This window comes from Burkholderia sp. SIMBA_051, from assembly GCF_046534915.1.
In the GTDB taxonomy this organism is placed as follows: domain Bacteria; phylum Pseudomonadota; class Gammaproteobacteria; order Burkholderiales; family Burkholderiaceae; genus Burkholderia; species Burkholderia ambifaria.
The window spans coordinates 263989-286427 of the sequence record NZ_JAWRXS010000001.1; the positions used below are offsets into that span (position 1 = coordinate 263989).

General features: G+C 69.2%; 25 protein-coding genes. 6 read left to right on the forward strand and 19 right to left on the reverse strand.

The window, feature by feature from the left end; translation table 11 throughout:
• Positions 1-46: 46 nt before the first annotated feature.
• A complete protein-coding gene (locus SB771_RS01135) occupies positions 47-1036 on the forward strand; it encodes an ABC transporter substrate-binding protein (protein WP_175659481.1) in 990 nt (329 codons plus the stop codon).
• 16 nt (positions 1037-1052) lie between these two features.
• Here the strand turns inward: SB771_RS01135 and SB771_RS01140 are convergent, their stop codons facing one another.
• Positions 1053-1427 (reverse strand): phage protein NinX family protein, encoded by a 375-nt coding sequence (locus tag SB771_RS01140; protein ID WP_175659482.1) that lies wholly within the window; start codon positions 1425-1427, stop codon positions 1053-1055.
• Positions 1428-1718: 291 nt separating this feature from the next.
• Between SB771_RS01140 and SB771_RS01145 the strand changes: the two genes are divergently transcribed.
• Together SB771_RS01145 and SB771_RS01150 are read left to right on the forward strand one after the other, a co-directional pair.
• Complete coding sequence (locus SB771_RS01145) at positions 1719-2795, forward strand: glycosyltransferase family 2 protein (RefSeq protein ID WP_175659483.1); 1077 nt, start codon at positions 1719-1721, stop codon at positions 2793-2795.
• 15 nt (positions 2796-2810) lie between these two features.
• Positions 2811-4076: a glycosyltransferase family 87 protein gene (locus tag SB771_RS01150; RefSeq protein ID WP_175659484.1), complete on the forward strand. Its 1266-nt coding sequence runs from the start codon at positions 2811-2813 to the stop codon at positions 4074-4076.
• Here the strand turns inward: SB771_RS01150 and SB771_RS01155 are convergent.
• The 13 genes from SB771_RS01155 to SB771_RS01215 form a co-directional block, all read right to left on the reverse strand.
• On the reverse strand, positions 4040-5080 hold the full coding sequence (locus SB771_RS01155) for a TadG family pilus assembly protein (RefSeq protein ID WP_175659485.1): 1041 nt from the start codon (positions 5078-5080) through the stop codon (positions 4040-4042). The genes SB771_RS01150 and SB771_RS01155 overlap by 37 nt on opposite strands.
• A complete protein-coding gene (locus SB771_RS01160; protein ID WP_006755604.1) occupies positions 5073-5501 on the reverse strand; it encodes a TadE/TadG family type IV pilus assembly protein in 429 nt (142 codons plus the stop codon). The genes SB771_RS01155 and SB771_RS01160 overlap by 8 nt, the downstream gene beginning before the upstream one ends.
• Positions 5498-6355: a tetratricopeptide repeat protein gene (locus tag SB771_RS01165; RefSeq protein ID WP_175659486.1), complete on the reverse strand. Its 858-nt coding sequence runs from the start codon at positions 6353-6355 to the stop codon at positions 5498-5500. The genes SB771_RS01160 and SB771_RS01165 overlap by 4 nt, the downstream gene beginning before the upstream one ends.
• Entirely contained in the window at positions 6352-7296 is a 945-nt protein-coding gene (locus SB771_RS01170; RefSeq protein ID WP_105831472.1) for a type II secretion system F family protein, read from the reverse strand. The genes SB771_RS01165 and SB771_RS01170 overlap by 4 nt, the downstream gene beginning before the upstream one ends.
• On the reverse strand, positions 7293-8270 hold the full coding sequence (locus SB771_RS01175) for a type II secretion system F family protein (RefSeq protein ID WP_175659487.1): 978 nt from the start codon (positions 8268-8270) through the stop codon (positions 7293-7295). The genes SB771_RS01170 and SB771_RS01175 overlap by 4 nt, the downstream gene beginning before the upstream one ends.
• Entirely contained in the window at positions 8267-9691 is a 1425-nt protein-coding gene (locus SB771_RS01180) for a CpaF family protein (protein ID WP_175659488.1), read from the reverse strand. Before SB771_RS01180 ends, SB771_RS01175 begins: the two co-directional genes overlap by 4 nt.
• Positions 9688-10911, reverse strand: coding sequence for a CpaE family protein (locus SB771_RS01185; protein ID WP_175659489.1), 1224 nt, complete (start codon positions 10909-10911; stop codon positions 9688-9690). The genes SB771_RS01180 and SB771_RS01185 overlap by 4 nt, the downstream gene beginning before the upstream one ends.
• Positions 10912-10932: 21 nt before the next feature.
• Entirely contained in the window at positions 10933-11316 is a 384-nt protein-coding gene (locus tag SB771_RS01190; RefSeq protein WP_011658449.1) for a CpaD family pilus assembly lipoprotein, read from the reverse strand.
• Between the two features lie 14 nt (positions 11317-11330).
• On the reverse strand, positions 11331-12713 hold the full coding sequence (locus SB771_RS01195; RefSeq protein WP_126225147.1) for a type II and III secretion system protein family protein: 1383 nt from the start codon (positions 12711-12713) through the stop codon (positions 11331-11333).
• Between the two features lie 54 nt (positions 12714-12767).
• A complete protein-coding gene (gene cpaB / locus SB771_RS01200) occupies positions 12768-13799 on the reverse strand; it encodes a Flp pilus assembly protein CpaB (protein WP_175659490.1) in 1032 nt (343 codons plus the stop codon).
• A 19-nt stretch (positions 13800-13818) separates the two neighbouring features.
• On the reverse strand, positions 13819-14298 hold the full coding sequence (locus SB771_RS01205; protein WP_175659491.1) for a prepilin peptidase: 480 nt from the start codon (positions 14296-14298) through the stop codon (positions 13819-13821).
• An 88-nt stretch (positions 14299-14386) separates the two neighbouring features.
• Positions 14387-14566, reverse strand: coding sequence for a Flp family type IVb pilin (locus SB771_RS01210; RefSeq protein ID WP_011658445.1), 180 nt, complete (start codon positions 14564-14566; stop codon positions 14387-14389).
• Positions 14567-14878: 312 nt separating this feature from the next.
• Positions 14879-15169 carry a hypothetical protein gene (locus SB771_RS01215; RefSeq protein ID WP_175659492.1) on the reverse strand — a complete coding sequence of 97 codons (291 nt, stop codon included), beginning with the start codon at positions 15167-15169 and terminating at the stop codon, positions 14879-14881.
• A gap of 116 nt (positions 15170-15285) precedes the next feature.
• Between SB771_RS01215 and SB771_RS01220 the strand changes: the two genes are divergently transcribed.
• Positions 15286-16242 (forward strand): TauD/TfdA dioxygenase family protein, encoded by a 957-nt coding sequence (locus SB771_RS01220; protein ID WP_165752838.1) that lies wholly within the window; start codon positions 15286-15288, stop codon positions 16240-16242.
• Between the two features lie 133 nt (positions 16243-16375).
• On the opposite strand, the gene SB771_RS01225 is transcribed toward SB771_RS01220, so the two are convergent.
• Positions 16376-18037, reverse strand: coding sequence for an ABC transporter substrate-binding protein (locus SB771_RS01225; RefSeq protein ID WP_175659493.1), 1662 nt, complete (start codon positions 18035-18037; stop codon positions 16376-16378).
• A complete protein-coding gene (locus SB771_RS01230; protein WP_175705235.1) occupies positions 18034-18171 on the reverse strand; it encodes a hypothetical protein in 138 nt (45 codons plus the stop codon). Before SB771_RS01230 ends, SB771_RS01225 begins: the two co-directional genes overlap by 4 nt.
• Positions 18172-18391: 220 nt before the next feature.
• Between SB771_RS01230 and SB771_RS01235 the strand changes: the two genes are divergently transcribed.
• Both SB771_RS01235 and SB771_RS01240 read left to right on the forward strand, forming a co-directional pair.
• Entirely contained in the window at positions 18392-18799 is a 408-nt protein-coding gene (locus SB771_RS01235; protein ID WP_175659494.1) for a DUF427 domain-containing protein, read from the forward strand.
• A gap of 217 nt (positions 18800-19016) precedes the next feature.
• Complete coding sequence (locus SB771_RS01240) at positions 19017-20009, forward strand: sulfonate ABC transporter substrate-binding protein (protein WP_175705234.1); 993 nt, start codon at positions 19017-19019, stop codon at positions 20007-20009.
• A 20-nt stretch (positions 20010-20029) separates the two neighbouring features.
• Here SB771_RS01240 and SB771_RS01245 read toward each other — a convergent pair whose 3' ends face one another.
• The 3 genes from SB771_RS01245 to SB771_RS01255 all read right to left on the reverse strand — a co-directional run bounded on the left by SB771_RS01245 (position 20030) and on the right by SB771_RS01255 (position 22275).
• A complete protein-coding gene (locus tag SB771_RS01245; RefSeq protein ID WP_175659496.1) occupies positions 20030-20614 on the reverse strand; it encodes a putative glycolipid-binding domain-containing protein in 585 nt (194 codons plus the stop codon).
• 171 nt (positions 20615-20785) lie between these two features.
• Complete coding sequence (locus tag SB771_RS01250) at positions 20786-21943, reverse strand: iron-containing alcohol dehydrogenase (RefSeq protein WP_175659497.1); 1158 nt, start codon at positions 21941-21943, stop codon at positions 20786-20788.
• Complete coding sequence (locus SB771_RS01255; protein ID WP_011658438.1) at positions 21940-22275, reverse strand: putative quinol monooxygenase; 336 nt, start codon at positions 22273-22275, stop codon at positions 21940-21942. The genes SB771_RS01250 and SB771_RS01255 overlap by 4 nt, the downstream gene beginning before the upstream one ends.
• Between the last annotated feature and the right edge of the window lie 164 nt (positions 22276-22439).

Sequence of the window (22439 nt, forward strand, 5' to 3'; positions counted from 1 at the left end):
CCGGCAGCCGCGCGGCTCGCGCGCGGATCACCGAGGACCGCCGCCGATGACTTCGCCCCCCGCCCCTGCCCGCCGCCGCGCGTTGCTGCGTGTGGCCGCCCTCGCCGCCGCACCGCTTGCGGGCGCCGCCGCCCTGCCCGCCCGCGCGGCCGGCCCCGACCTGTCGAACGTCACGCTGGTGCTCGGCGATCAGGCCGGCGGCCTGCGCGCGCTGGCCGAGGCCGCGCGCGTGCTCGACGGCGTGCCGTACCGGTTTCGCTGGGCGAATTTCCAGGGTGCCGCGCCGCTGTTCGAAGCGCAGCGCGCGGGCGCGATCGATCTCGCGCCGGCCGGAGACCTGCCCGTGCTGACGGCCGCGCTCGGCGATCCGGCGCTGCGGATCGTCGCGACGCGCGTGGGCTCGCCCACGTCGCTCGGCATCGTCGTGCAGCCCGATTCGCCGGTGCGCACGGTCGCCGACCTGAAGGGGCGCACCGTCGTCGTGTCGTCGGCGCGCGGCAGCATCTCGCAATACCAGTTGTACGGCGCGCTGCGCGAACACGGCCTCGCACCGGGCGACGTCGACGTGCGCTTCGTGCTGCCGGTCGACGCATTCGCCGCGTTCGAGGCGAAGCAGATCGGCATCTGGGCGACCTTCGATCCTTACTACGGCAACGTGGTGCGGCGCGGCGCGCGTATCGTGCGCGACGGCAGCGGGATCAATTCGGGGCTCGCGTTCCTCACGTCGCCGGTCGACACGCTCGACGATCGATCGAAGCGCGCGGCGCTGTCGGACGTGCTCGCGCGTCTCACCCGCGCCGGCCAGTGGGCGCTCGCGCATCCGGCCGACTACGCGAGCGTCTACGCATCGCTCACGCGCCTGCCGCGCGATGCGGCCGCCGATATCGTCCGCCGGGCGGCGCTCGCGCAACGCGGCGTCACTGGCGCGGACATCGACGTGCTGCAACGCGTCGCCGATCGCGCGGCCGCGGACGCGATCCTGCCGAAGCGCGTCGACGTCGCATCGATCGCGGTGCGCAGCCTGTCGGCCGCGTAACCGGTTGCGCGCACACTCAGCGCGGCGTCGACATGTCGAGATCGGGCACGTCGTCGCCGAACGTCGACGCGACCAGCGTGCGCATCGCGGCGATCAGCAGCGTCGGCCCCGACTGATTGAACGTGCAGCGCTCGCCCGCCGCCGGCACCGCCCGATGCAGCACCGCGCGCCATGCGCCGTGCCCGCCGTCGCGTTCGAACGCGCCGAACGGCAAACGCTCGACGAGCGGGCCGCCGTCCACCCATGACGACGACGGCGCGTACGGCACCGGCGTGCCGTCCGGCTCGCGAATGATCGTGCAGCCACCGGCGTCGACGCGCGGCGCGCCGAGGTCTTCCGCCATCGCCACCCAGAAATCGAGCGGCGCACCTGTCAGATCGTGAACTTGCACCGCGCGCTCCTTCGGCATTGAAAACGCCATCCTAGCGCCGTCGCGCACGGTCCGCCGCCGGGGGCCACCCGGTGTTTCCCCGGCAAGCCCTTCGCCACGCCGTGCAAATCCGCCGATACGTGTTACGAATCGGCGATTCCCTGCATACAATGGACACAACACCTAAGTCCGGTCCGCGGTGGACAAGCAGGCCGGAACCGACGTCGCGCCGAACCGGGCCACGCCCGTTCGGCAGAAAACAACCGGAATCACACGGTGCAGCGCAGGCCGGATCTCTCGGGAGCCCGCAGCATGTCCACGCAAGCCAGGAAGCCGCTGATCTCGCTCGTCGTGCCGTTTCATGACGAAGAGGAAACGATCGACGCGTTCTTTGCCGAAACGCTGCCCATTCTGGAGTCGGTCGCCGCGATCCGCTTCGAGATCGTCTGCATCAACGACGGCAGCCGCGATCGCACGCTCGACCGGCTGCTCGCGATCGCCGCCGGCGATGCGCGCGTGCACGTCGTGGATCTCACGCGCCGCTTCGGGAAGGAAGCGGCGCTCACAGCGGGCCTCGACGAGGCGGCCGGCGCCGCGGTGATCCTGATCGACGCCGACCTGCAGGACCCGCCCGCGCTCATTCCCGCGATGATCGAACGCTGGCGCGGCGGCGCCGAGGTCGTCGCCGCGAAACGGACCGACCGGCTGTGCGATCCCTACCTGCAGCGCGCGGCGGCGGCGCTCTACTATCGCGTGCACAACGCGCTGTCCGAGGTCGAGATGCCGGAGAACGTCGGCGATTTCCGCCTGATGGATCGCGAGGTCGTCGATGCGCTGCGCGCGCTGCCGGAGCGGCGACGGTTCATGAAGGGGCTGTTCGCGTGGGTCGGCTTTCGCACCGCGATCATCGAATACACGCGTGCGCCGCGCAGCGGCGGCCGCTCGAAGTTCTCCGGGTGGCGGCGCTGGAATTTCGCGCTCGAGGGCATCACGAGCTTCAGCACGGTGCCGCTGCGCGTGTGGACCTACGTCGGCATCACGTTCGCGATGCTGTCGCTCGTGTACGGCGCATTCATCGTCGTACGCACGCTGTTGTTCGGCAATCCGGTGCACGGCTACCCGTCGCTGATTTCCGTCGTGCTGTTCGTCGGCGGCATCCAGCTGATCGGCATCGGCGTGATCGGCGAATACCTCGGCCGGATCTATCACGAGTCGAAGCAGCGCCCAGTCTATCTCGTCAGGCGGCGCTACCGGGCCGAGCGGGATGCCGCCGCGCAGCCTGCATCGAAGCTGCTGCAGTTCCCGCTCAAGCGCACGCACGCGGCGCGCCGCCGGACGACGATACCGGCCACCGCCGGCCTCGCCGCCCGCAAGGCGTCGTTCAAGTAAGCCGGGCCGCGGCAATTGGACATTTCCAGCCAATCGATACGCTCGGCGCCGCGCCCAGTCGGCGAATGGCTCACGCCGCGGCGCCTCGTCCTGTACAGCGCAATGATGCTGGTGTTCTACGCGCTGTTCATCGCGGTCTGGACGACCGTCGTTCGCCACGGCGGCGCCGTGGGGCGCCCCGGCGCCGACTTCTCGGTGTTCTGGTCCGCGTCGTACGTGATGCTGCACGGTACGCCGGCGCAGGCGTACGATTTCTCGTCGTTCTCGCGGCTGACGGCCGAGCTGTTCACCCACTTTCGTCGCGACAGCTTCGCACCGTGGCTGTACCCGCCCACTTATCTGCTGCTCGTGACGCCGCTGGCGCTGCTGCCCTTTGCGCTCGGCTATCCGCTGTTCGTCGCGTTCGGCGTCGTCGTGCTCGGCCTCGCGGCGTCGCGCGTATCCGGCCTCGGCACGATGGCCCGCGCAGGGCGCGCCGCGACGCTCGCACTGGCCGCCGCACCGTGCGTGTTCGTCACCGCGACGCTTGGGCAGAACGCGTTCCTGACCGCCTCATGCGCGGCGCTGGCCGTCCATTGGGCCGCTCGTCGGCCGATGTGGGCCGGCCTCTGCATCGGCCTGCTGTCGGTCAAGCCGCAGATGGCGTTGCTGTTCCCGTTCGTGCTGATCGCGGCGCGCGCGTGGCGCACGATCGCATGGGCCGCACTCGCGACAGGCACGTTCGTCGTGCTGAGCATCCTGGTCTGCGGGGTCGAGTCGCTGCGCCTGTTCGTCGCCAGCACGGGGCTCGCGCGCTCGATCGTCCTTGAACACGGTGTCGTGTTCTGGCTCGTGTCGCCGACGCCGTTCGCGACTTTCCGCCTCGCGGGCGTGCCGCCCGCCGCCGCCTATGCCGCACACGCGTGTATCGCCGTGATCGCGATCGCAGCCGCATGCGTCGCGTGGGCGCGGTCACGCGATACCCGCGTGCGCGCGGCCGTGCTGACGGTCGCGACGCTGGCTGCCAACCCGTACGTATGGCACTACGAACTCGCGTGGCTCGCCGTCGCGATCGCGTGCATGCTGGCGATCGGCTGGCGCGACGGCTGGCTGCGTGGCGAACAGACGGCAATCGCGCTGCTGTGGGCGCTGCCGATCTTCGAATACCTGAACCCGTGGCTGGAGTGGCCGCAGATCGGCCCGGCCGTGACCCTCTTCGCGCTGCTCGTGCTGCTGCGGCGCGCGCAGCACGACGCTCACCACGCTCACAACGCGAGCCGCGGCGGCACGTACACGCCGTAGTACGGCCCGACGCCGGTCGCGACACCCGTGAGCTTCACGCCGGCAACGAAGTGGCCCTGGATGTACTTGTACGTGCCACCGAGCGACACGTCGATGTGGAACGCGGCGAACGCGACGATCGGCACGGAGGTGCTGCTCGAGGTCTGCGTGACGACCGGCAGCACGACCGTCGCGCCGACCGGCACCGACGTGTAGAGCGTCGCCTTCACGCCGGTGGCGAGATTGATGGTGTCGCCGATATTCAGCGTCGTCGGGTTGCCGGTCACCATCAGGCCGCCCATCGTCGTCGTGTCGGTCGCGCTCGACTGGAACGACGTCCACTGACCGCCCATGCACAGCGCGCCATAGGTCTGGCCGTTGGTGATCGAGAACTCGTACGGCTGGCCCGTCAGCGGATTGATCAGCGGCTGGTTGGTCGCCGCATTCCAGTACTGGTTGTACACGCACTGATCGATCGCGATCGGAAAGAGGCCGCCCGCCGCCACCCCGCCGGGCGCGGCGAGCACCGCGATCGCGGTCGCACTGCCGGATGTGCCGGGCACGCCGAGCAGTCCGCCGAGCAGCAACGGGATCGAGCCGCCGTTGATGCCCGGCGCGCGCGACACCGTGACCTGCACCGCCGGCACGTCGTACGCGCCGGGCGTGATCGTGGTCGGCTGCATCGAGGCCGGGTTGCGCGTCACGTTCCAGTAGCCGGTCGTCACCGTGCCCGTCGCCAGCGCCGCGCCCGCCGCCGAATTCTGCGCGATCACGCCGTTCGCCGCCGGCGTGGCCTGCGACCAGTTCAGCGGGCCGCCGGTCGGCGACATCATCGCATCGGCCGCCGCGAGTGCGGCCGCGTCGGCGGCATTCTGAAGCTGGTTGCGCACGGTGGCGACCCACGCGATGTCGATCGCCAGCGCGCCGAACGACAGCAGCGGAATCAGGAACATCAGGAAGAACAGCGCGACGGAGCCTCGCTCGGATGCGCGGCCGGTGCAGCGCGTGTCGGCTGCGTCATTCATAGAGCATCACCGAGCTGGCCGAGATCGTAATCGGGCCGGTCAGCACGCTCAATGCCGTACCCAGCACCAGCCCGGAATACGTGTAGGTCACCGTCACCGTCAGCGCGGTGCCCGCCGTCGTGCCGTTCGCCTGCGTCACGGCCACGGTCGGCACCGTCCCGGTGCCGCCGCTGACCAGGCTGTTCTGCGTGTAGCTCAACGCGACGTTGGCGATCTGCGTCGGGGTCAGCATCGGCACGCGCAGCACGACGCCGGCCCGCGCGGCTTCGCGGCTCGCGTTCGTGATGACGGCCTTGTCGCACAGCAGCAGGCTCACGTCGATGATGCCGATCAGCACCATCAACAGGAACGGCAGCATCAGCGCGAATTCGAGGGATACGACGCCGCGCGCGTGGCGCGCGCCCCTCGCCCCGCGTGTCATTTTGTGGTCCCCGCAGCGGGAGGCACGACGCTCCGCTCGAGCGCGGCGCCCGTCAACGGCCGCGCGGCGGCGGCAGCCGGGCGCGCCGCGAGCTGCGCGCGCACCGCCTGGTAGAAGCGCAGGTTGTCGGCCACCGCCGACGCAGGCAGGTCGGCGGACAGCAGCTTCTTCGCCGAATCCGTGTTGCCGAGCACGCCGTACGCGAACGCGAGGTTCTGGCGCGCCTGCCACGGCGCGTCGGGCAAGCCGGCCACGTCGAGCAGCACGTTCACGCCTTCGCGCGGCCGGTTGCTCAGCACGAGCGACAGCCCGAGGTCGATGCGCAGCCCCTGCGCGTCCGGATGCGCGTTGAGCGCGTCGCGATACACGGCTTGCGCGTCGGCATGGCGGCCCTGCAGGTCGAGCACCGTGCCGAGCCCTTGCGCGGCGAGCGGCAGGTTCGGCTGCGCGGCCAGCAGGTCGCGGTAGCGCTGCGCGGCCTCGTCGAGCCGGCGCTGCCGCAACGCGACGCGCGCAAGCCCGAGCTGCGGCCCGAGATCCGCCGGCGCCTGTTGCCGTGCCTGCTCATAGAGAATTCGCGCGCGCTCCAGATCGCCGGCCCGGTAGTTGACGTCGCCGAGCCCCAGCTGCGCCGCAAGCGAATCGGGATGCCGCGCGAGCACCTTTCCGTACAGCGTCGACGCAAGCTCGACGTTGCCGCCGGAGAGCGCGCTGTCGGCAATGCGCAATTCGGCTTGCGGGTCGTCGCTCTTTTGCGACAGCGCCGGTCTCGTCTGGACGCCCGGCGCGCAGCCGCCGGCCAGCACGGGCAGCACGGCCGCGAACGCCAGCGCGCGGATGACGGATCGTGTCATTTGAATACCTCGATCAGGCGGATTGCCGCCGGGCCCGCCGCGATCAGGCCGACCGTCGGCAGGATGAACAGCATCATCGGCACCGTGATCTTCGGCGCGAGCTTCGCGGCCTTTTCCTCGAGCGCGACGACCTGCTCGGTGCGCTCGCTGCGCGACAGCGTGCGCAGCGCCTGCGTGATCGGCGTGCCGAATCGCTGCGATTGCGTGAGCGTCGTGGCGAGCGAGCGCGCCGACGAAAAATTGACGCGCAGCGCGAAATGCGCGAGCGCCTCCGAGACATTGCCGCTCAGCGTCAGCTCGTCCGCGCACACGGTCAGCTCGTCGGCGAGCGGCGGGCAGATGCGCTGGAGTTCGCGGGCGACGCGCCGCACGCCCGATGCGAGACTGTTGCCGGCCATCGTGCAGATCACGAGCAGATCGAGCGCATCGGGAAAGCACGCGGCGATGATGCGCCGGCGCCGCCGGATCATCGCGCCGAGCACGTACTCGGGCACGATCACGCCGATCACGAACGCGCCGACCATCGCCACCGCACGGATCACGAAGAATTCGCCGAGCCGCGGAATGTACGGGCTGAACACGATCGCGAAGCCCGCGAACAGCACGCCGCAGCTCAACTTGATGCCGATCATCGCCGACACCGCGCGGCGCTCGCGAAAGCCGGCGCGCGTGAGCTGCAGCCCGAGCTTCACGCGCTGCATCGGGTCGAGCACCGGCAGCCGCTCGCCGAGCTGCGCGAGCCGCCGCGTCAGGTCCTGGCGCACCTCGCCCGGCTGCAGCCGCCCCGCCGCCAGCGACAGCGAGCGCTGTCCGGCCGCCTGCTGCACGCGCGCGGCGATGCGCCGGCGCGTGCCGCCGCCGGGCGTCGCGAGCGCCGCGGCAACGCACGCGATCAGCAGCAGCAGTTCAAGGCCGCGGGCGGCCAGCATCGACATCGTCATCGCGCGGTATCCAGTTTCGAGATCTTGTTGATCGTCAGCAGTCCGATCGTCAGCAGCACGGCGGCGATCGTCAGCATCACGTGTCCGGCGTGCGTGTCGAACAGCAGCATCACGTACGAGCGGTTCACGAGGAACAGCGCGCCGATCATCACGAACGGCACGGCCGAAATGATCTTGGTCGTGATCCGCCCTTCGGCGGTCAACGCGCGCGTCTTCAGGCGGATGTCGCGGCGCGTGCGGATGATGCTCGACAACTCGTCGAGCGTTTCGCCGAGGCTGCCGCCGGTCTCGCGCTGCAGCAGCAGGTAGACGGTGAAGAACGAGAAGTCCGCGATCATCAGCCGGTCCGACGCCTGCGTCAGCACGTCCTTCAGATCCACGCCCACGCGCAGGCTGTCGCCCATCGTGCGGAACGTCGAGCGCACCGGCTCCGCCGCGCTGTCGCCGACCGTGCTGATCGCCTGCGTGACCGGAATGCCCGCGCGCACCGCGCGCACGATCAGGTCGATCGCGTCGGGAAACGCTTCGAGAAAGCGCAGCCGGAAGCGCTCGACCAGCGCGCGATAGCTGGTACGCATCGCCAGCAGCGGCAAGCCGACGTAGATCAGCGGATGCAGGATGCTCGGCAGCGCGACGAGCTTCATCGCGACGATCGCCGCGATCTCGCCGACGATCGCGCTGGCGATGACGATCCGCATCCCGCGCTCGCCGCCGACCGCGCGCACGCGCGTCACGTAGCGCTGCAGCCACGCACGCACGCGGCCCTGCCGGCGCGGCAGGTTGAACAGCGCGACGCCGGGCGTGGTGTTGGCACCGGCCTCGCGGCCCGCCAGCGACGGCGCGAGGCGCCGCATCCGCTCGCGAATGCGCTGCTCCGGCGCCTGCCGCGCGCGATCGAGCAGCGCGGACAGCATGAGGCCGATCACGAGGATCACGACGAATGCGCCGAGCGCGAACAGATCGGCGGGCCTCATTGCCGGAATACCTCGGAGAGCGCGTCCTCCATGCCGTAGTACGCGGCACGCGGGGCGAACGCGGGGCGCAGCGACGACGCCTCGAACACCCCCTTCACGACATCGCGCGTCGTGTCGCTTTCCTGCCGGAACGTGAACAGGTCCTGCGTGATCACGACCTCGCCTTCCATCCCGACGATCTCGGTGATCCGCGTCACGCGGCGCACGCCGTCGCGCATCCGCTCGATCTGCACGAACAGGTGCACGGCGCTCGCGATCTGGCGCCGGATCGACAGCAGCTGCAGGTTCGCGTTCGCCATCATCACCATGCTTTCGAGCCGGCTGATCGCGTCGCGCGGCGTGTTCGCATGGATCGTCGTCATCGAGCCGTCGTGGCCCGTATTCATCGCCTGCAGCACGTCGAATGCCTCCGCGCCGCGGATTTCGCCGAGGATGATGCGATCGGGCCGCATCCGCAGCGCATTGCGCACGAGGTCGCGCTGCGAGATTCCGCCGAGCCCCTCGGTATTCTCCGGCCGCGTCTCGAGACTCACGACATGCGGCTGCAGCAGTTGCAGCTCTGCCGCATCCTCGATCGTCACGATCCGCTCGTGCTCCTCGATGTGCTGCGACAGCGCGTTCAGCAGCGTGGTCTTGCCCGAGCCGGTGCCGCCCGAGATCACGATGTTCAGCCGGCACGCGCACGCGATCTTCAGCACCTGCAGCATCCCGTGCGAGATGTTGCCCTGATGCGCCATCCGCGCGAGCGTGATGTCGCGCTTCGCGAACTTGCGGATCGAGATCGACGCGCCGCGCATCGCGATCGGCGGAAGCACCACGTTCACGCGGCTGCCGTCGGCAAGGCGCGCGTCGACCATCGGGCTGCTCTCGTCGACACGGCGGCCCACTGCCGCCGCGATCCGCTGCGCGACGCTCGTCACGTGCGCGTTGTCGCGAAACTTCAGCGACGTGAGTTCGAGCCGCCCCGCGCGCTCGACGTACACCTGGTCGGGGCCGTTCACGAGGATGTCGGACACGGTGTCGTCGGCGAGCAGCGGCTCGATCGGCCCGACGCCGAACATGTCGTTCAGGATCGCGTCGACGATCAGCACCTGCTCGCCCGCCGTGATCTTCAGGCGCTCGCGCTCGACGGTGTGCGCGGCCACCTGCTCGATGCCCGCGCGCACTTCGTCGCGCGTCTTCATCAATGCCGCCGACATGTTCATCGATGAGAACACCGCGGTGCGAATCGCATCGAACTTGCCGGAGCGGATCAGCGACTCCTGCGTGTCGGCCGCCGCGGCCCCGCGCAGCGGCGGCGGCGCGTGGCTCGCGATCGGCGCCAACGTCGGCGCCGGCGCGGGCGGGTCGTCGCGCGGCGCGGCCGGGGACACGGCCGGCGCAGGCTCCGGCGTCGACCGTTTGCGGGTACCGAACGTCACGATCCTTTCCTCCACTTGACGAAGCGCGCGTACCACGGCTCGGCGACGGCCATCGATTCGCCGGTGATGCCGTTCGCGAGCCGCCGGATCTCGTCCAGGAAGCCATGACGCTTCCCGCCTTCGATCGGCTCGCCGAGGTTCTCGGCGACCGCGAGCGGCTGCGGCTCGTGCGGCAGCTCGCGCAGCTTCACGCCGCCGAACGCGTCCTCGAAATCGGTCTGCGCGACGCGCCCCTTGACCGGCTCGAGCGGATTGTTGAGCACCATCGACAGCAGCCGCTCGCCGGGCAGCTCCTTCACGAAGCGCGCGAGCCGCGCGGCTTCGTATGCGGCGTGCACCGAGCGGTCGGCGACGATATAGACGAGATCCGACGCCGCCAATGCGTCCTCGAACAGCTTGCCGGCGCGGTTGCCCACGTCGAACAGCACGTAATGGAAGCGGTCCTTCAGCATGTCGACGAGCTGCGCGACCGCATCGTCGCGCAGCGGCGCGTCCTCGCCGTACGCCAGCTCGGCCGACAGCACGTGCAGGCGGTCGCCCTTCGTGACGAACATGCGGTCGAACAACGCGTCGTCGGGGCGCTGCTCCATGTTCAGCAATTCGATCAGCCCGTTGTTGCTCGACAGCCCGAGCATCGAGTTCGCGCCGCCGCCATGAAGGTTCAGGTCGGCATACGCGACACGGCGGCGCTTCTCGCCGGCGAGGCAGCGCGCGAGACTCACCGCGACCGTCGTCGCGCCGACGCCGCCGCGCGCGCCGACGAAACTGACGATCTTGCCGGTACGCGCGTGCACGATCGATTCCGTCGCGGTCAGCGCGCGCCGCATCAGCTCGACGGTCAGCGGCTTCACGATGTAGTCCTGCACGCCGATGCCGAGCAGGTTGCGGAACAGCCCGACGTCGTTCTGCGTGCCGATCGCGACGACCCGCACGGACGGATCGCACATCTCGGCGAGCCGCATCAGGTCGGACACCGGCAGCACCGAATCGGACACGTCGACGATCAGCTGGCGCGGCGAACGCTCGTGCTGCTGCAGCAGGCGGATCGCGTCGTCGCAATTGCCCGCCTGCACGTGGGCGCGCGTGATCGACAGATCCTGCACGACGCGGCGGATCACGTCTTCGCTGCCCGCGTCCGACACGACCGCGATGAGATCGGCCGCCCCGGCGGAGGCGGCACGCTTGGCGTTCTGGCGATCGAGGACGTTCATGGTCGGCATCGCGATGTCATCCGGAGCGGGTCAATGGCCGGGCGAGCCGGTCGTCGTCAGCGTCTTGCCGGGGGTCGGCTGCTTCACGCGATCCTCGACGTAGCGGCGCACCGCGTCGGCCGCGACTTGCGCGTCCGCGCCGCCGTATGGGATGGGCGCGACGAGGTCTTCCGGCCGCGCGAGCATCGTCGCGAGATTCGTGTAGGTCGCGCAGCCGAACGGCACGCCGGGCCGCCCGAAGCCCGCGTCGACGAGATGCGACGGCTGCATCAGCGCCGCGCAGTCGGGCGGCACCGCGCGCACGCCGTCGAAGCCGATCGCGCGTGCATCCGGCAGGTTGATCGGCGGCGGCGCCGACAGGCAGCCTGCAAGCGCGGGCGCCAGCAAAGCGAAAACAATGGTTCGAACCCGCATGCGCGCTCCTCCGGTCAATACACGAAGCCCGCGGCGCCGACGGGGCGCGGCGTTTCGCCCGACATCAGATCGAGCCCAAGATTGCGCTGCACCGCGAACTCGAGATCGCTGCTCGGCCGGGCGACGGTGTCGAGCGCCTGTTCGAGCTGGCCGGGGCCGGTCGGCTGCACGATGTACGGCGTCACGATCACGACGACCTCGGTCTTGTTGTCCTGGAAGTTCTTCGACGAAAACAGCCGGCCGATGATCGGCAGCCGGCCGAGCCCAGGAATCTGCGACACGGTATTGGCCGTCTGGCTCTGCAGCAGCCCGCCGATCGCGAAGCTCTGCCCGCTCGACAGCTCGACCGTCGTCTCGACGCGCCGCACGGTGAGCCCCGGCACCGTCACGCCGCCGGTCGTCACGCTGTTGTTCGCGTCGACCTCGCTCACTTCCGGACGCACCTTCAGGCTGATCCGGTTGTCGGCGAGCACGGTCGGCGTGAAATCGAGCGACACGCCGAACGGCTTGAACTCGACCGTGATCGCGCCGGTCGTGTTGCCGGCCTGCGCGACCGGAATCGGAATCTCGCCACCCGCGAGGAAGCTCGCGGTCTGGCCGGACATCGCGGTCAGGTTCGGCTCCGCGAGCATCGTGATCAGGCCTTCCTGGTCGAGCGCGTCGAGCACGACGTCGATCGACCAGCGCCCCGTGTGGAAGCCGCCGAGCACCGAGTACGCGCCGGTCGGCGACAGGTTGAACAGCCTGTTCGTCGGATCCATCAGCGTGCGCCCGTTGAACAGCCCGCCGATGAAATTGCCGGCCGCGCCGAGCGAGCTCCAGTTGATGCCGAGCTGCTGCGTGACGTTGCGGCTCACCTCGGTCACGCGCACGCGCAGGTTCACCTGGATCGGGCGCGACAGGGTGAGCCGATTGACGATCCTTTCCTTGTCGTTCAGGTAGGGCGCGAGCGACTGCATCACGGCGTCCGCGTCGGCCGCGCTCGGCACCTTGCCCGACACCATCAGCGAGCCCGGCGCGCCGGACACCGCCAGCTTCAATTGCGGAAAGCGGCTGTCGAGCACCGTCTGCAGCGACGCGGTGTCGACCTGCACGATCACCGTGCGGCGCAGGATCGGACGATGGTTCGCGCCAAGCGCGATCAGCGTGGTGGTGCCGGCCTTCTTGCCGAACACGAACACGGTGCGCGGCGACGGCACCTGGATGTCGGCGATGCTCGGATCCGCGACGAACATCGCGGTCGCGGGTTCGGACAGCGACAGCATCTCGCCCTTGCCGGTCGCGATCGACAACGGCGCGCCGGCGTCCGCCGCGTGCGCGCGCTGCGCGAGCGCGACGCCCGGCGCGACGATGCAGGCCAGACACCAGAAAGCGATCCAACGAACCATGCGCACCATGCGTTTTCCCGTCAGTGGCCGGCCGCCGGGCGGCCGGCCCGATTCTTCACTGCATCACTGCACCGTCGTGGTCCGCGGCGCTTGCGTCGCCGCGTCCGCCGTCGCATTGCCGCCCACGGGTGCGGCCGGCGCAACCGGTGCAACAGGCGTGCCCGGCCAACCGGCCGGCAGCGGCGGCACGCCCGGCGTGCCGGTGCCGCCGGCGCGCGATCCATCGTCGACCGACGAGCCGCGATAGATCACGACCGTGTTGCCTTGCGCCGGGCGCGTGCCAGTATCCGTCCGCGCAGCCGGCGCACGCGCCGCTTCGCGGGCCGCGCGCGATACGTCACCGGCCCATACCGGCGGCGTATCGGGCTCCTGTTCGTCGCCGCCCGCCGCCTGGCGGCGGTCGCTCGTCGCGAAGCTGCGCAGTGCGAGCGACAGCGAACCGAGGCGCGTCGCGACCAGCACGACCTGCGCGGTGCGCGGCGCAACCTCGAGCGTGACCGTGCGCGCGCGGACCGGCGCGTCCGGCGCGCTCGCGGGCCCCCCCTTCGCGCGCTGGAATTCCGAGCCGACCGCGAGCACGCGCGCGCGCCGCACGACCGTCTCCGCTTCGAACGTGCCGGGCGTCGTCGCGGAGCCGCCGATCTGCTGCGTGAGCACCACGTCGACGAAGTCGCCCGGCTGGATCAGCCCCGCGTTGCCCGACACGTCGTCGACCGGCACCGAGATCGCGCGCATGCCGGGCTGCAGCGCGGCGGCGAGAAAATCCGGCGCGCCCGCCGAAATCACGTTGTCCGCGCGGATCGGCGCGCCCGCTTCGACGCGGCTGCGCAGCAGCGCGCCCTTCAGGTCCGCGCCCGGTTGCGATTCGACGAACGCGCCGGCCGGCACCTGCGCGCGCGCCATGGGTTTCCATGCGAGATCGTTGTCGCGCAGCAGCAGTCCTTCGGGAAGGTCCGCCGCGGCGACCCGCACGCGTACGTCGGCCGTGTTACCGGGCGGCGGAGGTGTCGACGCGGAAACATACAGTTGGCGCAGGATGAACGCACCGATGCCGGCGGCGATGATCAGCACGGCCATTCTCAGGGGTTTGGGCATGGCGGCGCGCGTCCCCTGGCTAGGTAAGCGAAAGTGCGTGAGGAAACGGCGCCCAGACGGCCAGCGCGCCGCCGAACGCAAGCGCGACGCCGTACGGCACGCCGCGCGTCACCATCGGGTGCGCAGGCGCGACGCGACGCTGCCGTGCGACGCCAGCGAGCATCGCGAGGCCGCACGCGGCGCCGCTCGCGCCGACGATCGTCAGCACCGGCAACGCGAGCGGCGGGCCGGCCCACAGGAATACCGCCGCGGCCAGCTTCACGTCGCCGCCGCCGAGCCAGCCCGCGTGACGCAGCGCGCCGAACATCACCAGCATCGCCGCGGCGGTCGCGACGTGGCCGGCGAATGGCGCAAGCCCTTCGCGCACGAGCGCCGCCGCGATCACGTACAGCATCGCGAACGCCAGCACCGCGCGATTGGACACGCGCCGCTCGCGCAGGTCCTGCATCGCGATCGACACCAGCACGAGCGTGGCCGTCAGCTGTACGAGATAGAGCATCGGAGAGCCGTCCGTCGGTGCGCCCCGGCTGGATACGTCGTACCGCTGCGGATCCGTGTATTCGTCGGCGGCGCGCGGGTTCAGGAGATCAGATCAGTGAGCTGACCTTGTTGATCAGCGATGTGAATATGGCCTGCAGGCCTGATGTACCGCTCAGGTACGTGCCGACCGCCGCGAGTGCGACGACGATGATGCCGGCCAGCACTGCGTATTCGAGCGAACTGACGCCCCGTTCATCGCGCAACAAGGACTTGACGTATTGCAGCATGACTCCCTCCGTGTGACGGGGCCGGTGATCGACCTTGAATGTAAAGACGCTGCGTTGCTTCGGTGGCGGCGCATGGCGTTCGCCCATTCACGATTCATGCGGCGGCCCGTGCATCGTGCCGTTCGCATCCCCCGGAATCCTTTCGATCGCTGCAACGCGCGGGTATGGCAACTGATTTGCCGCACTTCGCGCGTTTTGTTGCGTGGCCGCATTTGAGACGATGCGAATCACGCCGTTTCGTCTAGTGTATAGATAATTTTTTGGGGGATTTCAAATTATTTAGCGTCGGAGTGTATTTATGGACGGCGCCCTTCAACAATGAAATACGGGCACACCGCTTACCGCTTTCCCGCCCGCAACGCAAGGCCTGTCGGGGCGCGATGTAAGAATGTCAACGATGGTACGCATCATTGCGTTGGCCGATGATTCGATATTTTTTGCCGTTTTTTCCAAATTCATCGGAGTCGCCCCGGCAAATTTGAAACCGGCCATTCGCGCTCGCTTTTCGGCAATCTTTTCGTGCCCGCCGATTTGACAGGGAAAATATTCCGCATTTCGCATGCCGATCGGATTCCCGGATACCGCGCGCGCATCGCTCAGCACGACGACACATATCGATCGTCACGACGCGCACTAAGGTTGTGACGATTCATCGGTTCCGGTTTCGCGCGGCCCCTGCTTGAATGGAGACCCGACCGACCCGACCCAGGAGACTCCCGATGTCCGACGTCCAGCATGCCGCTCACCCGTCATCGCATGCTTCGCACGCCGCCGCGCCGCACACGGCCGCCGCCCCGCTTCAGCTGCGCCAGGTCGCCGGCCGGATCGGCGCCGAGATCGCCGGCGTCCGGCTGTCGAGCACGCTCGACGACGCGACGTTCGACGCGATCCAGGCCGCGCTGCTCCGCCACAAGGTGCTGTTCTTCCGCAACCAGGACCATCTCGACGACGCCGCGCAGGAAGCATTCGCGCGTCGCTTCGGCGACACCGTCGCGCATCCGACCGTGCCGCCGGCGGACGGCAGCGCGCAACTGCTCGAACTCGATTCCGCGCACGGCGCGCGCGCCAACTCTTGGCACACCGACGTGACGTTCGTCGACGCGTATCCGAAGGTGTCGATCCTGCGCGCGGTCGTGATTCCGCCGTTCGGCGGCGACACGGTGTGGGCCAATACGGCGACCGCGTATGCGCACCTGCCGGAGCCGCTGCGCGCACTCGCCGACACGCTGTGGGCGCTGCACACGAACGCCTACGACTATGCGTCGACGCACGTGCACGCCGACGACACGCAACTGAAACGCTACCGCGAAGTGTTCACGTCGACCGTCTACGAAACCGAGCATCCGGTCGTGCGTGTGCATCCGGAGACCGGCGAGCGCACGCTCGTGCTCGGGCATTTCGTGCAGAAGATCAAGGGGCTGTCGTCGCAGGACTCCGCGCATCTGCTGCAGGTGCTGCACGAACATGTGACGCGCCTCGAGAACACCGTGCGCTGGCGCTGGCAGCAAGGCGACGTCGCGATCTGGGACAACCGCGCGACGCAGCACTATGCGATCAACGATTACGGCGATGCGCGCCGCGTCGTGCGGCGCGCGACTGTTCATGGCGACGTGCCGGTGGGGATCGACGGCCGCCGTAGCGTCTTGCTGAAGGGGCCGGGAGTGACATTGCAGTGACAGGCGCTGCGCGCCGTGCGCGGCGTGCGGTGTCTGGCGCGGCTTTCGGCATTCCTGCATTTCTGACAGGACAATCCGGCTACGCGCCTCCCGCCACGGGCCGGCGCGCCCCACGCGCGCCGGCTCCCCCGCTTCACTCCAGCCACACCCCATCGAACCGATGCCCGCCGAGCGGCGAGAACGTCACCCCGTGCACGCGCTTCGAAATCGGCAGCGACACGATCGACGTCGCGATCGGCGTGAACGGCACCTGATCCTTGAACACCACCTGCGCCTGCTCGTAAAGCGACGTGCGTTTCGCGACGTCCGCGTTCGTGCGCGCAGCGCTAACGAGCCGCTCGAAATCCGCGTTGCACCACTTCGCGAGATTGCTCCCGTGCACCGCATCGCAACCGAGCAGCGTGCCGAGCCAGTTGTCGGGGTCGCCGTTGTCGCCCGACCAGCCGTACAGGATCGCGTCGTGCTGCCCGTCGCGTTTCGCGCGGCGGTTGTATTCGCCCCATTCGTAGCTGACGATCTTCGCGCGCACGCCGATCTTCGCCCAGTCCTGCTGGATCAGTTGCGCCATCAGCTGCGCGTTCGGGTTGTACGGGCGCTGCACCGGCATCGCCCACAGCGTCAGGTCGAAGCCGTTCGGAAATCCCGCCTGCGCGAGGAGCGCCTTCGCGGCCGCCGGATCGCGCGGCGCGTCCTTCAGCCGCGGGTTGTACGACCATTGCGCGGGCGGCATCGGGTTCGTCGCGATCGACGCGTCGCCGTTGAACACAGTCTTGATGATCGCCGTCTTGTCGATCGCGATGTCGAGCGCGCGCCGCACGTCGACGCGATCGAGCGGCGGATGCTGCGTGTTGTACGCGACGAAGCCGACGTTGAACCCGGTCCCCGAAAACAGCGTCAATTTCGGATCGCGCCGCACCGTCTCGAGATCGGCGGGCCGCGGGAACACCGACACCTGGCACTCGCCGGCCGTGAGCTTCTGCAGGCGTGCGGCCGGATCGGGCGTGATCGCGAACACGAGATGCGCGAGCTTCACGTCGTCCGGCTTCCAGTAGTCGGGGTTCGCGTCGTAACGGATCACCGCGTCCTTCTGGTACGCACGCAGCTGGAACGGCCCGGTGCCGACCGGGAGTTGGTTGATGTCGGCCTCGCGGTGGCGCGCGGCCAGCTGCGACGCATATTCGGCTGACAGGATCGACGCGAACGCCATCGCGAGATTGCGCACGAACACGACGTCGGGCGACTTCAGCACGAAGCGCACCGTGTCGTCGTCGACCTTTTCGATGCGCTCGATGTTGCGGTCGAAACCGAGATCGCTGAAGTACGGGAAGCTGACCGGGTACGCCTTGCGAAACGGACTGTCGGCGTCGAGCATCCGGCCGAACGTGAACACGACGTCGTCGGCCTGGAACGGACGCGTCGGCTTGAACCACGCGGTCGTCTGGAACTTCACGCCGCGCCGCAGGTGGAACGTGTAGACGCGCTGGTCGGACGACACGTCCCAACTCGTCGCGAGCGACGGGACGAGATCGAGCGTGCCGCGCTTGAACTGCACGAGCCCGTTGTAGATCGTGTACGTGCTCGCGTCGAAATCGGTGCTGGTCGTGTGCTGGCCCGGATCAAAGCCGGCCGGGCTGCCTTCGCTGCAGTACACGAGCGTCTTGCCGGCCGGCGCCGCGAACGCGTGCGTGAACCCGCCGGCGAGCAGCAGCGACGCGGCCATGGCGCGCAACGTCACGATGGCAACGGATGGATGCCGCGCACGACGCGCGGCGGATGAGACGAATGGAATCTTCATGGTGGCTCGGACAGGACGGTCATGCGAATGACGACCGCCGATCTTCGCGCGCCGCCCGCCGATCGCTTACCAATTAATTCCGCGTTGCTTATCGCGGCGGATGCATCCCGCTGCCGCCGCATCAGATTGTCCATGCGAGCGCCGCGGACATTTCAGCCGACCTCGCGCGCCACGCCGTGCGTCACCGCAGTTCGTGCACCGCCGCGCGCCGCCTTCCGGCCCTCTGCAGGTTCTCCGGAATTGGCGCATCGTATCGGTTGGCCGACGCCGGCACCGGCGCGCGGGGATCCGCCCGGCGCGCACGTTCCGGCACGGCGCGCTGCCGGCGCGCCGCCCCTTCCTGGAGGACCCACGATGTCGATCAGCCCCGATACGCCCTCTCGTCCCGTGAAGTCGCCGGGCCCCGATCATCCGATCACGATCGAGCCGCATCCGTCGCGCGTCGTGGTCAAGGTGGCCGGCAAGACCGTCGCCGACACGCGCCGCGCGCTGGCACTGCGCGAGGCCAGCTATCCGGTGGTGCTCTACATTCCGCGCGAGGATGCCGACATGTCGCTGCTGCAACGTACCGACCATGCGACGTACTGCCCGTACAAGGGCGATTGCGCGTACTACTCGATCCCCGCCGGCGGCGAACGCGCGACCAACGCGGTGTGGACGTACGAGCATCCGAATCCGGCCGTCGAATCGATTCGCTCGCATCTCGCGTTCTATCCGGACCGCGTCGACGCGATCGAGGAAAGCCCGCTCGGCACCGATTGAGCGCGGCGGCGTGCTGCCGCCCCGTCGTTTACGTATCGTCCGGCCGCTGATTTGCATATGCGGATTCGTTGGTTGGCGGCCGGCCCGCGCGGCCGTATCGTCCTGAATCCGGCGCGGGCCGGCCATGCGCATCGCCCGCAACGGCTGCGTCCCGTGCTCCCGTGCCGATCGCGCCGCCCGCCCGCGCGCCCCGTGAACCCGCCAGCAGGACGCCTCGATGAACGACACACCGCACGCCGACCTTGAAACGAACCCGGCCAACCCGCGCCGCCGCCACTGGCTGCACGGCGCGGCCGCCGGCCTGGCCGGGCTCGCGCTCGGCCCGCTCGCGGGCCTGCCCGCACGGGCCCAGGGCAGCGACAAGCGGCTGCGCATCGGCTTCCAGAAATACGGCAACTTCGTCGTGCTCAAGGCGCGCGGCACGCTCGAGAAACGGCTCGCGAGCCAGGGCGTGGCGGTGCAGTGGCTCGAGTTCCCGGCCGGCCCGCAATTGCTCGAGGGGCTGAACGCCGGCGCGATCGACGTCGGCACGGTCGGCGAGACGCCGCCGATCTTCGCGCAGGCCGCCGGGGTCGATTTCGTCTATATCGGCAACGAACCGCCCGCGCCGCACGGCGAGGCGATCGTCGTGCTGCCCGATTCACCGATTCGCACCGTCGCGCAGCTGCGCGGCAAGAAGGTCGCGTTCAACAAGGGTTCGAACGTCCACTACCTGCTCGTGAAGGCGCTCGAACACGCGGGCCTCACGTATGCCGACATCCAGCCGGTCTACCTGACGCCCGCCGATGCGCGCGCCGCATTCGTGCAGCGCAGCGTCGACGCGTGGGTGATCTGGGATCCGTATCTGGCGGCCGCCGAACGGCAGCTCGGCGCGCGCGTGGTCGCGAACGGCGACGGGCTCGTGCGCAACACGCAGTACTACCTCGCCGCGCGCAAATATGCAGCCGCGCAACCGCAGGTGCTGCGCACGCTGCTCGACGAAGTCGACGCGGTCGACCGCTGGGGACGCGACAATGTTCCGGAAGTCGCCGCGCAACTGTCGCCGCTCGTCGGCCTCGACGCGCCGACGCTCGAAATCGCGCTCAAGCGGGCCGGCTACGGTGTGCAGCCCATCACCGATGCGACGCTCGCGTATCAGCAGAAGATCGCCGACGCGTTCAGCACGCTGAAGCTGATTCCCGGCAAGGTAACGGTCGCCAACGCGCGCTGACGCCCCGTCGCTGCGACGCGTTACGGCGAATGCGTCGCGCCGATCCGCCGCCATTCGTCGTAATCGGTGACGAGGCCCGCATCGTCCACCGCGATGTCGGCCGCATACGTGCCGCTCTCGTAGCGGTACACGCGTTCCGCCGTGCGTGAATAGCGCTGCTCGCCACGCACGATCTCGAACGCCGGAAAACGCAGCCACGCGGTGTGGATGACGGCCGATGCGCCGACCGCCAGCCCGAGACGCCGGATCGGCAGCGTATTGGTCGATGGACTGAAGCCGAGATCGATGTCGGTCGCGCCCGCGAGTGCCGGCGCGTCGGCGCCGTCGATCGTCCAGCGCCCCGCGTCGCATTCGATCTCGAGTTGCGTTGACGGCGCCGCGCCGAGCCAGTGCGTCACGCGCACGGAACGCGTCAGCCAGTCGGCGCCGCACGCGATCGCATAGTCGACGCGAAACGGCGTGCCGTCGATCGCGCCCGCGACCGCTCCCGACAGATCGACGCCGTCACGCGTCTCGACGAGCCGGCACCATTCGCCCGCTTGCCAAGTCTGCGCGATCTGCCACGCGACGCATCGCGTGCGCGCCGTTTCGTCCCGTTGCGTCATGTCGTCTCCTGTCGATCGAGCGAAGGCGATTTCCATTCACGACGCCGATGCTCGCATGTGCCACCTCGCAAGCCCGACGGCGAACCCGAATCGACCTGCAAGGATCGCGATCAGAAACAGCAGCGGCCGGTGGCGTTACGCCGCCGACCGTCGCGCAATCACGCGCACAGATCACCACGCGTGCCGATAGATCGCCAGCGCGTCGGCTTCCGTCACCTCGCGCGGATTGTTCACAAGCAGGCGCGTCTGCAACATCGCATCCGACGCCATGCGCGGCAGGTCGCTCTCGCCGATGCCGACCTCGCGCAGCGTGCGCGGGATGCCCGTCGCGACGATCAGCCGATCGATCTCGTCGATCAGCGCGTGCGTCCTCGCTTCGTCGCTGCCCGTCGCCGACGGCGCGACGATCGCCGCGAGCTCCGCATACAGCGACGCGGCGGCCGATGCGTTGAAGCGCAGCACATGCGGCAGCACGAGCGCGTTCGACAACCCGTGCGGCACATGAAAAATGCCGCCGACCGGATAGGCCAGCGCATGCACGGCCGCGACTGGTGCATTCGCGAAGGCCTGGCCGGCAAACATCGCGCCAACCAGCATCGCTTCGCGCGCGTGGCGATCGCCGCCGTCGTCGCACGCCTTCAGCAGGTTGCGCGACAGCAGCGTCAACGCCTGCACGGCCAGCATGTCGGACACCGGATTCTTCAGCCGCGACGACGTATAGGCCTCGATCGCATGCACCATCGCGTCGATGCCGGTCGCGGCCGTTGCGGCGCGCGGCAGCCCGAGTGTCAGCTCGGCGTCGAGGATCGCGACATCCGCGAACAGGTGCGGCGACACGACGCCCATCTTGCGCGCCTCGCCGACCGTGACGATCGACACCGCCGTCACTTCGGAGCCGGTGCCGGCCGTGGTCGGCATCTGCACGAGCGGCAGCCGCGACGTTGCGACCTTGTCGACGCCGTACATGTCGGCCAGCGCCTGCCGCCCCGGTGCGAGCGCGGCGATCAGTTTCGCGACGTCCATCGACGAACCGCCGCCGAGGCCGAGCACGATCTCCGCGTCGGCCGCCACCGCCCGCGCGGTCGCGTCCAGCACCACGTGTTCGGGCGGATCGGCGATCACGTCGTCGATCACGGTCACCTGCCAGCCGTGCGCGGCGAGGCTCGCCAGTGCGGGCGCGAGCACGCCGCTGCGATGCAGGAACGCGTCGGTGACGACGCACAGTCGCGCGAGCGTCGGAAAGCGTTCGCGCAACACCGCGCCGAGCCGGCGCGCGGCGCCGAATTCGACGATCTGCGTCGGAACGGTACGGAATTGAAACGGGTTCATCGGGTGCCTCCCGGTGGCGTCGCCGTGCCGGTGTCCGGCTGCACCATGTAGCACGTCACGTCGCGGCGATCGAGCAACGGAATGATCGCGCCGACACCGATCCGCTGGAAATGCGGCGTTTCCCGATGCACGTCGAGGCCGTCGGCTTCGCGGTAACGCTCGAGGATCACGATGTGGTCAGGTTCGACCGGCGAGCGGAAGTACGCGTAGTCGAGGTTTTGCGGCTCGGCGCGCGTGAGCGGCGCGAGTTCCGCGAGCAGTTCGATCACGCGGTCGCCGTTGCCGGGTTTCGCGAAGAAATGGGCGATGACCTGCAGGTAGGGTTCGTTCATGCTGCGCTCCGTATTCGCCAGCGGCCCGTCAGGGCGGGACGTCATTCCACGATGCGCGGTCGCCGGTCGATACCGCTCATCGAACGGGGCGCCCGGCTGCCCGACACGGCGCCAGCACCTCGACGTCGCATTGTATTGAATCGGCGCGGCATGCGCAGCGCGTC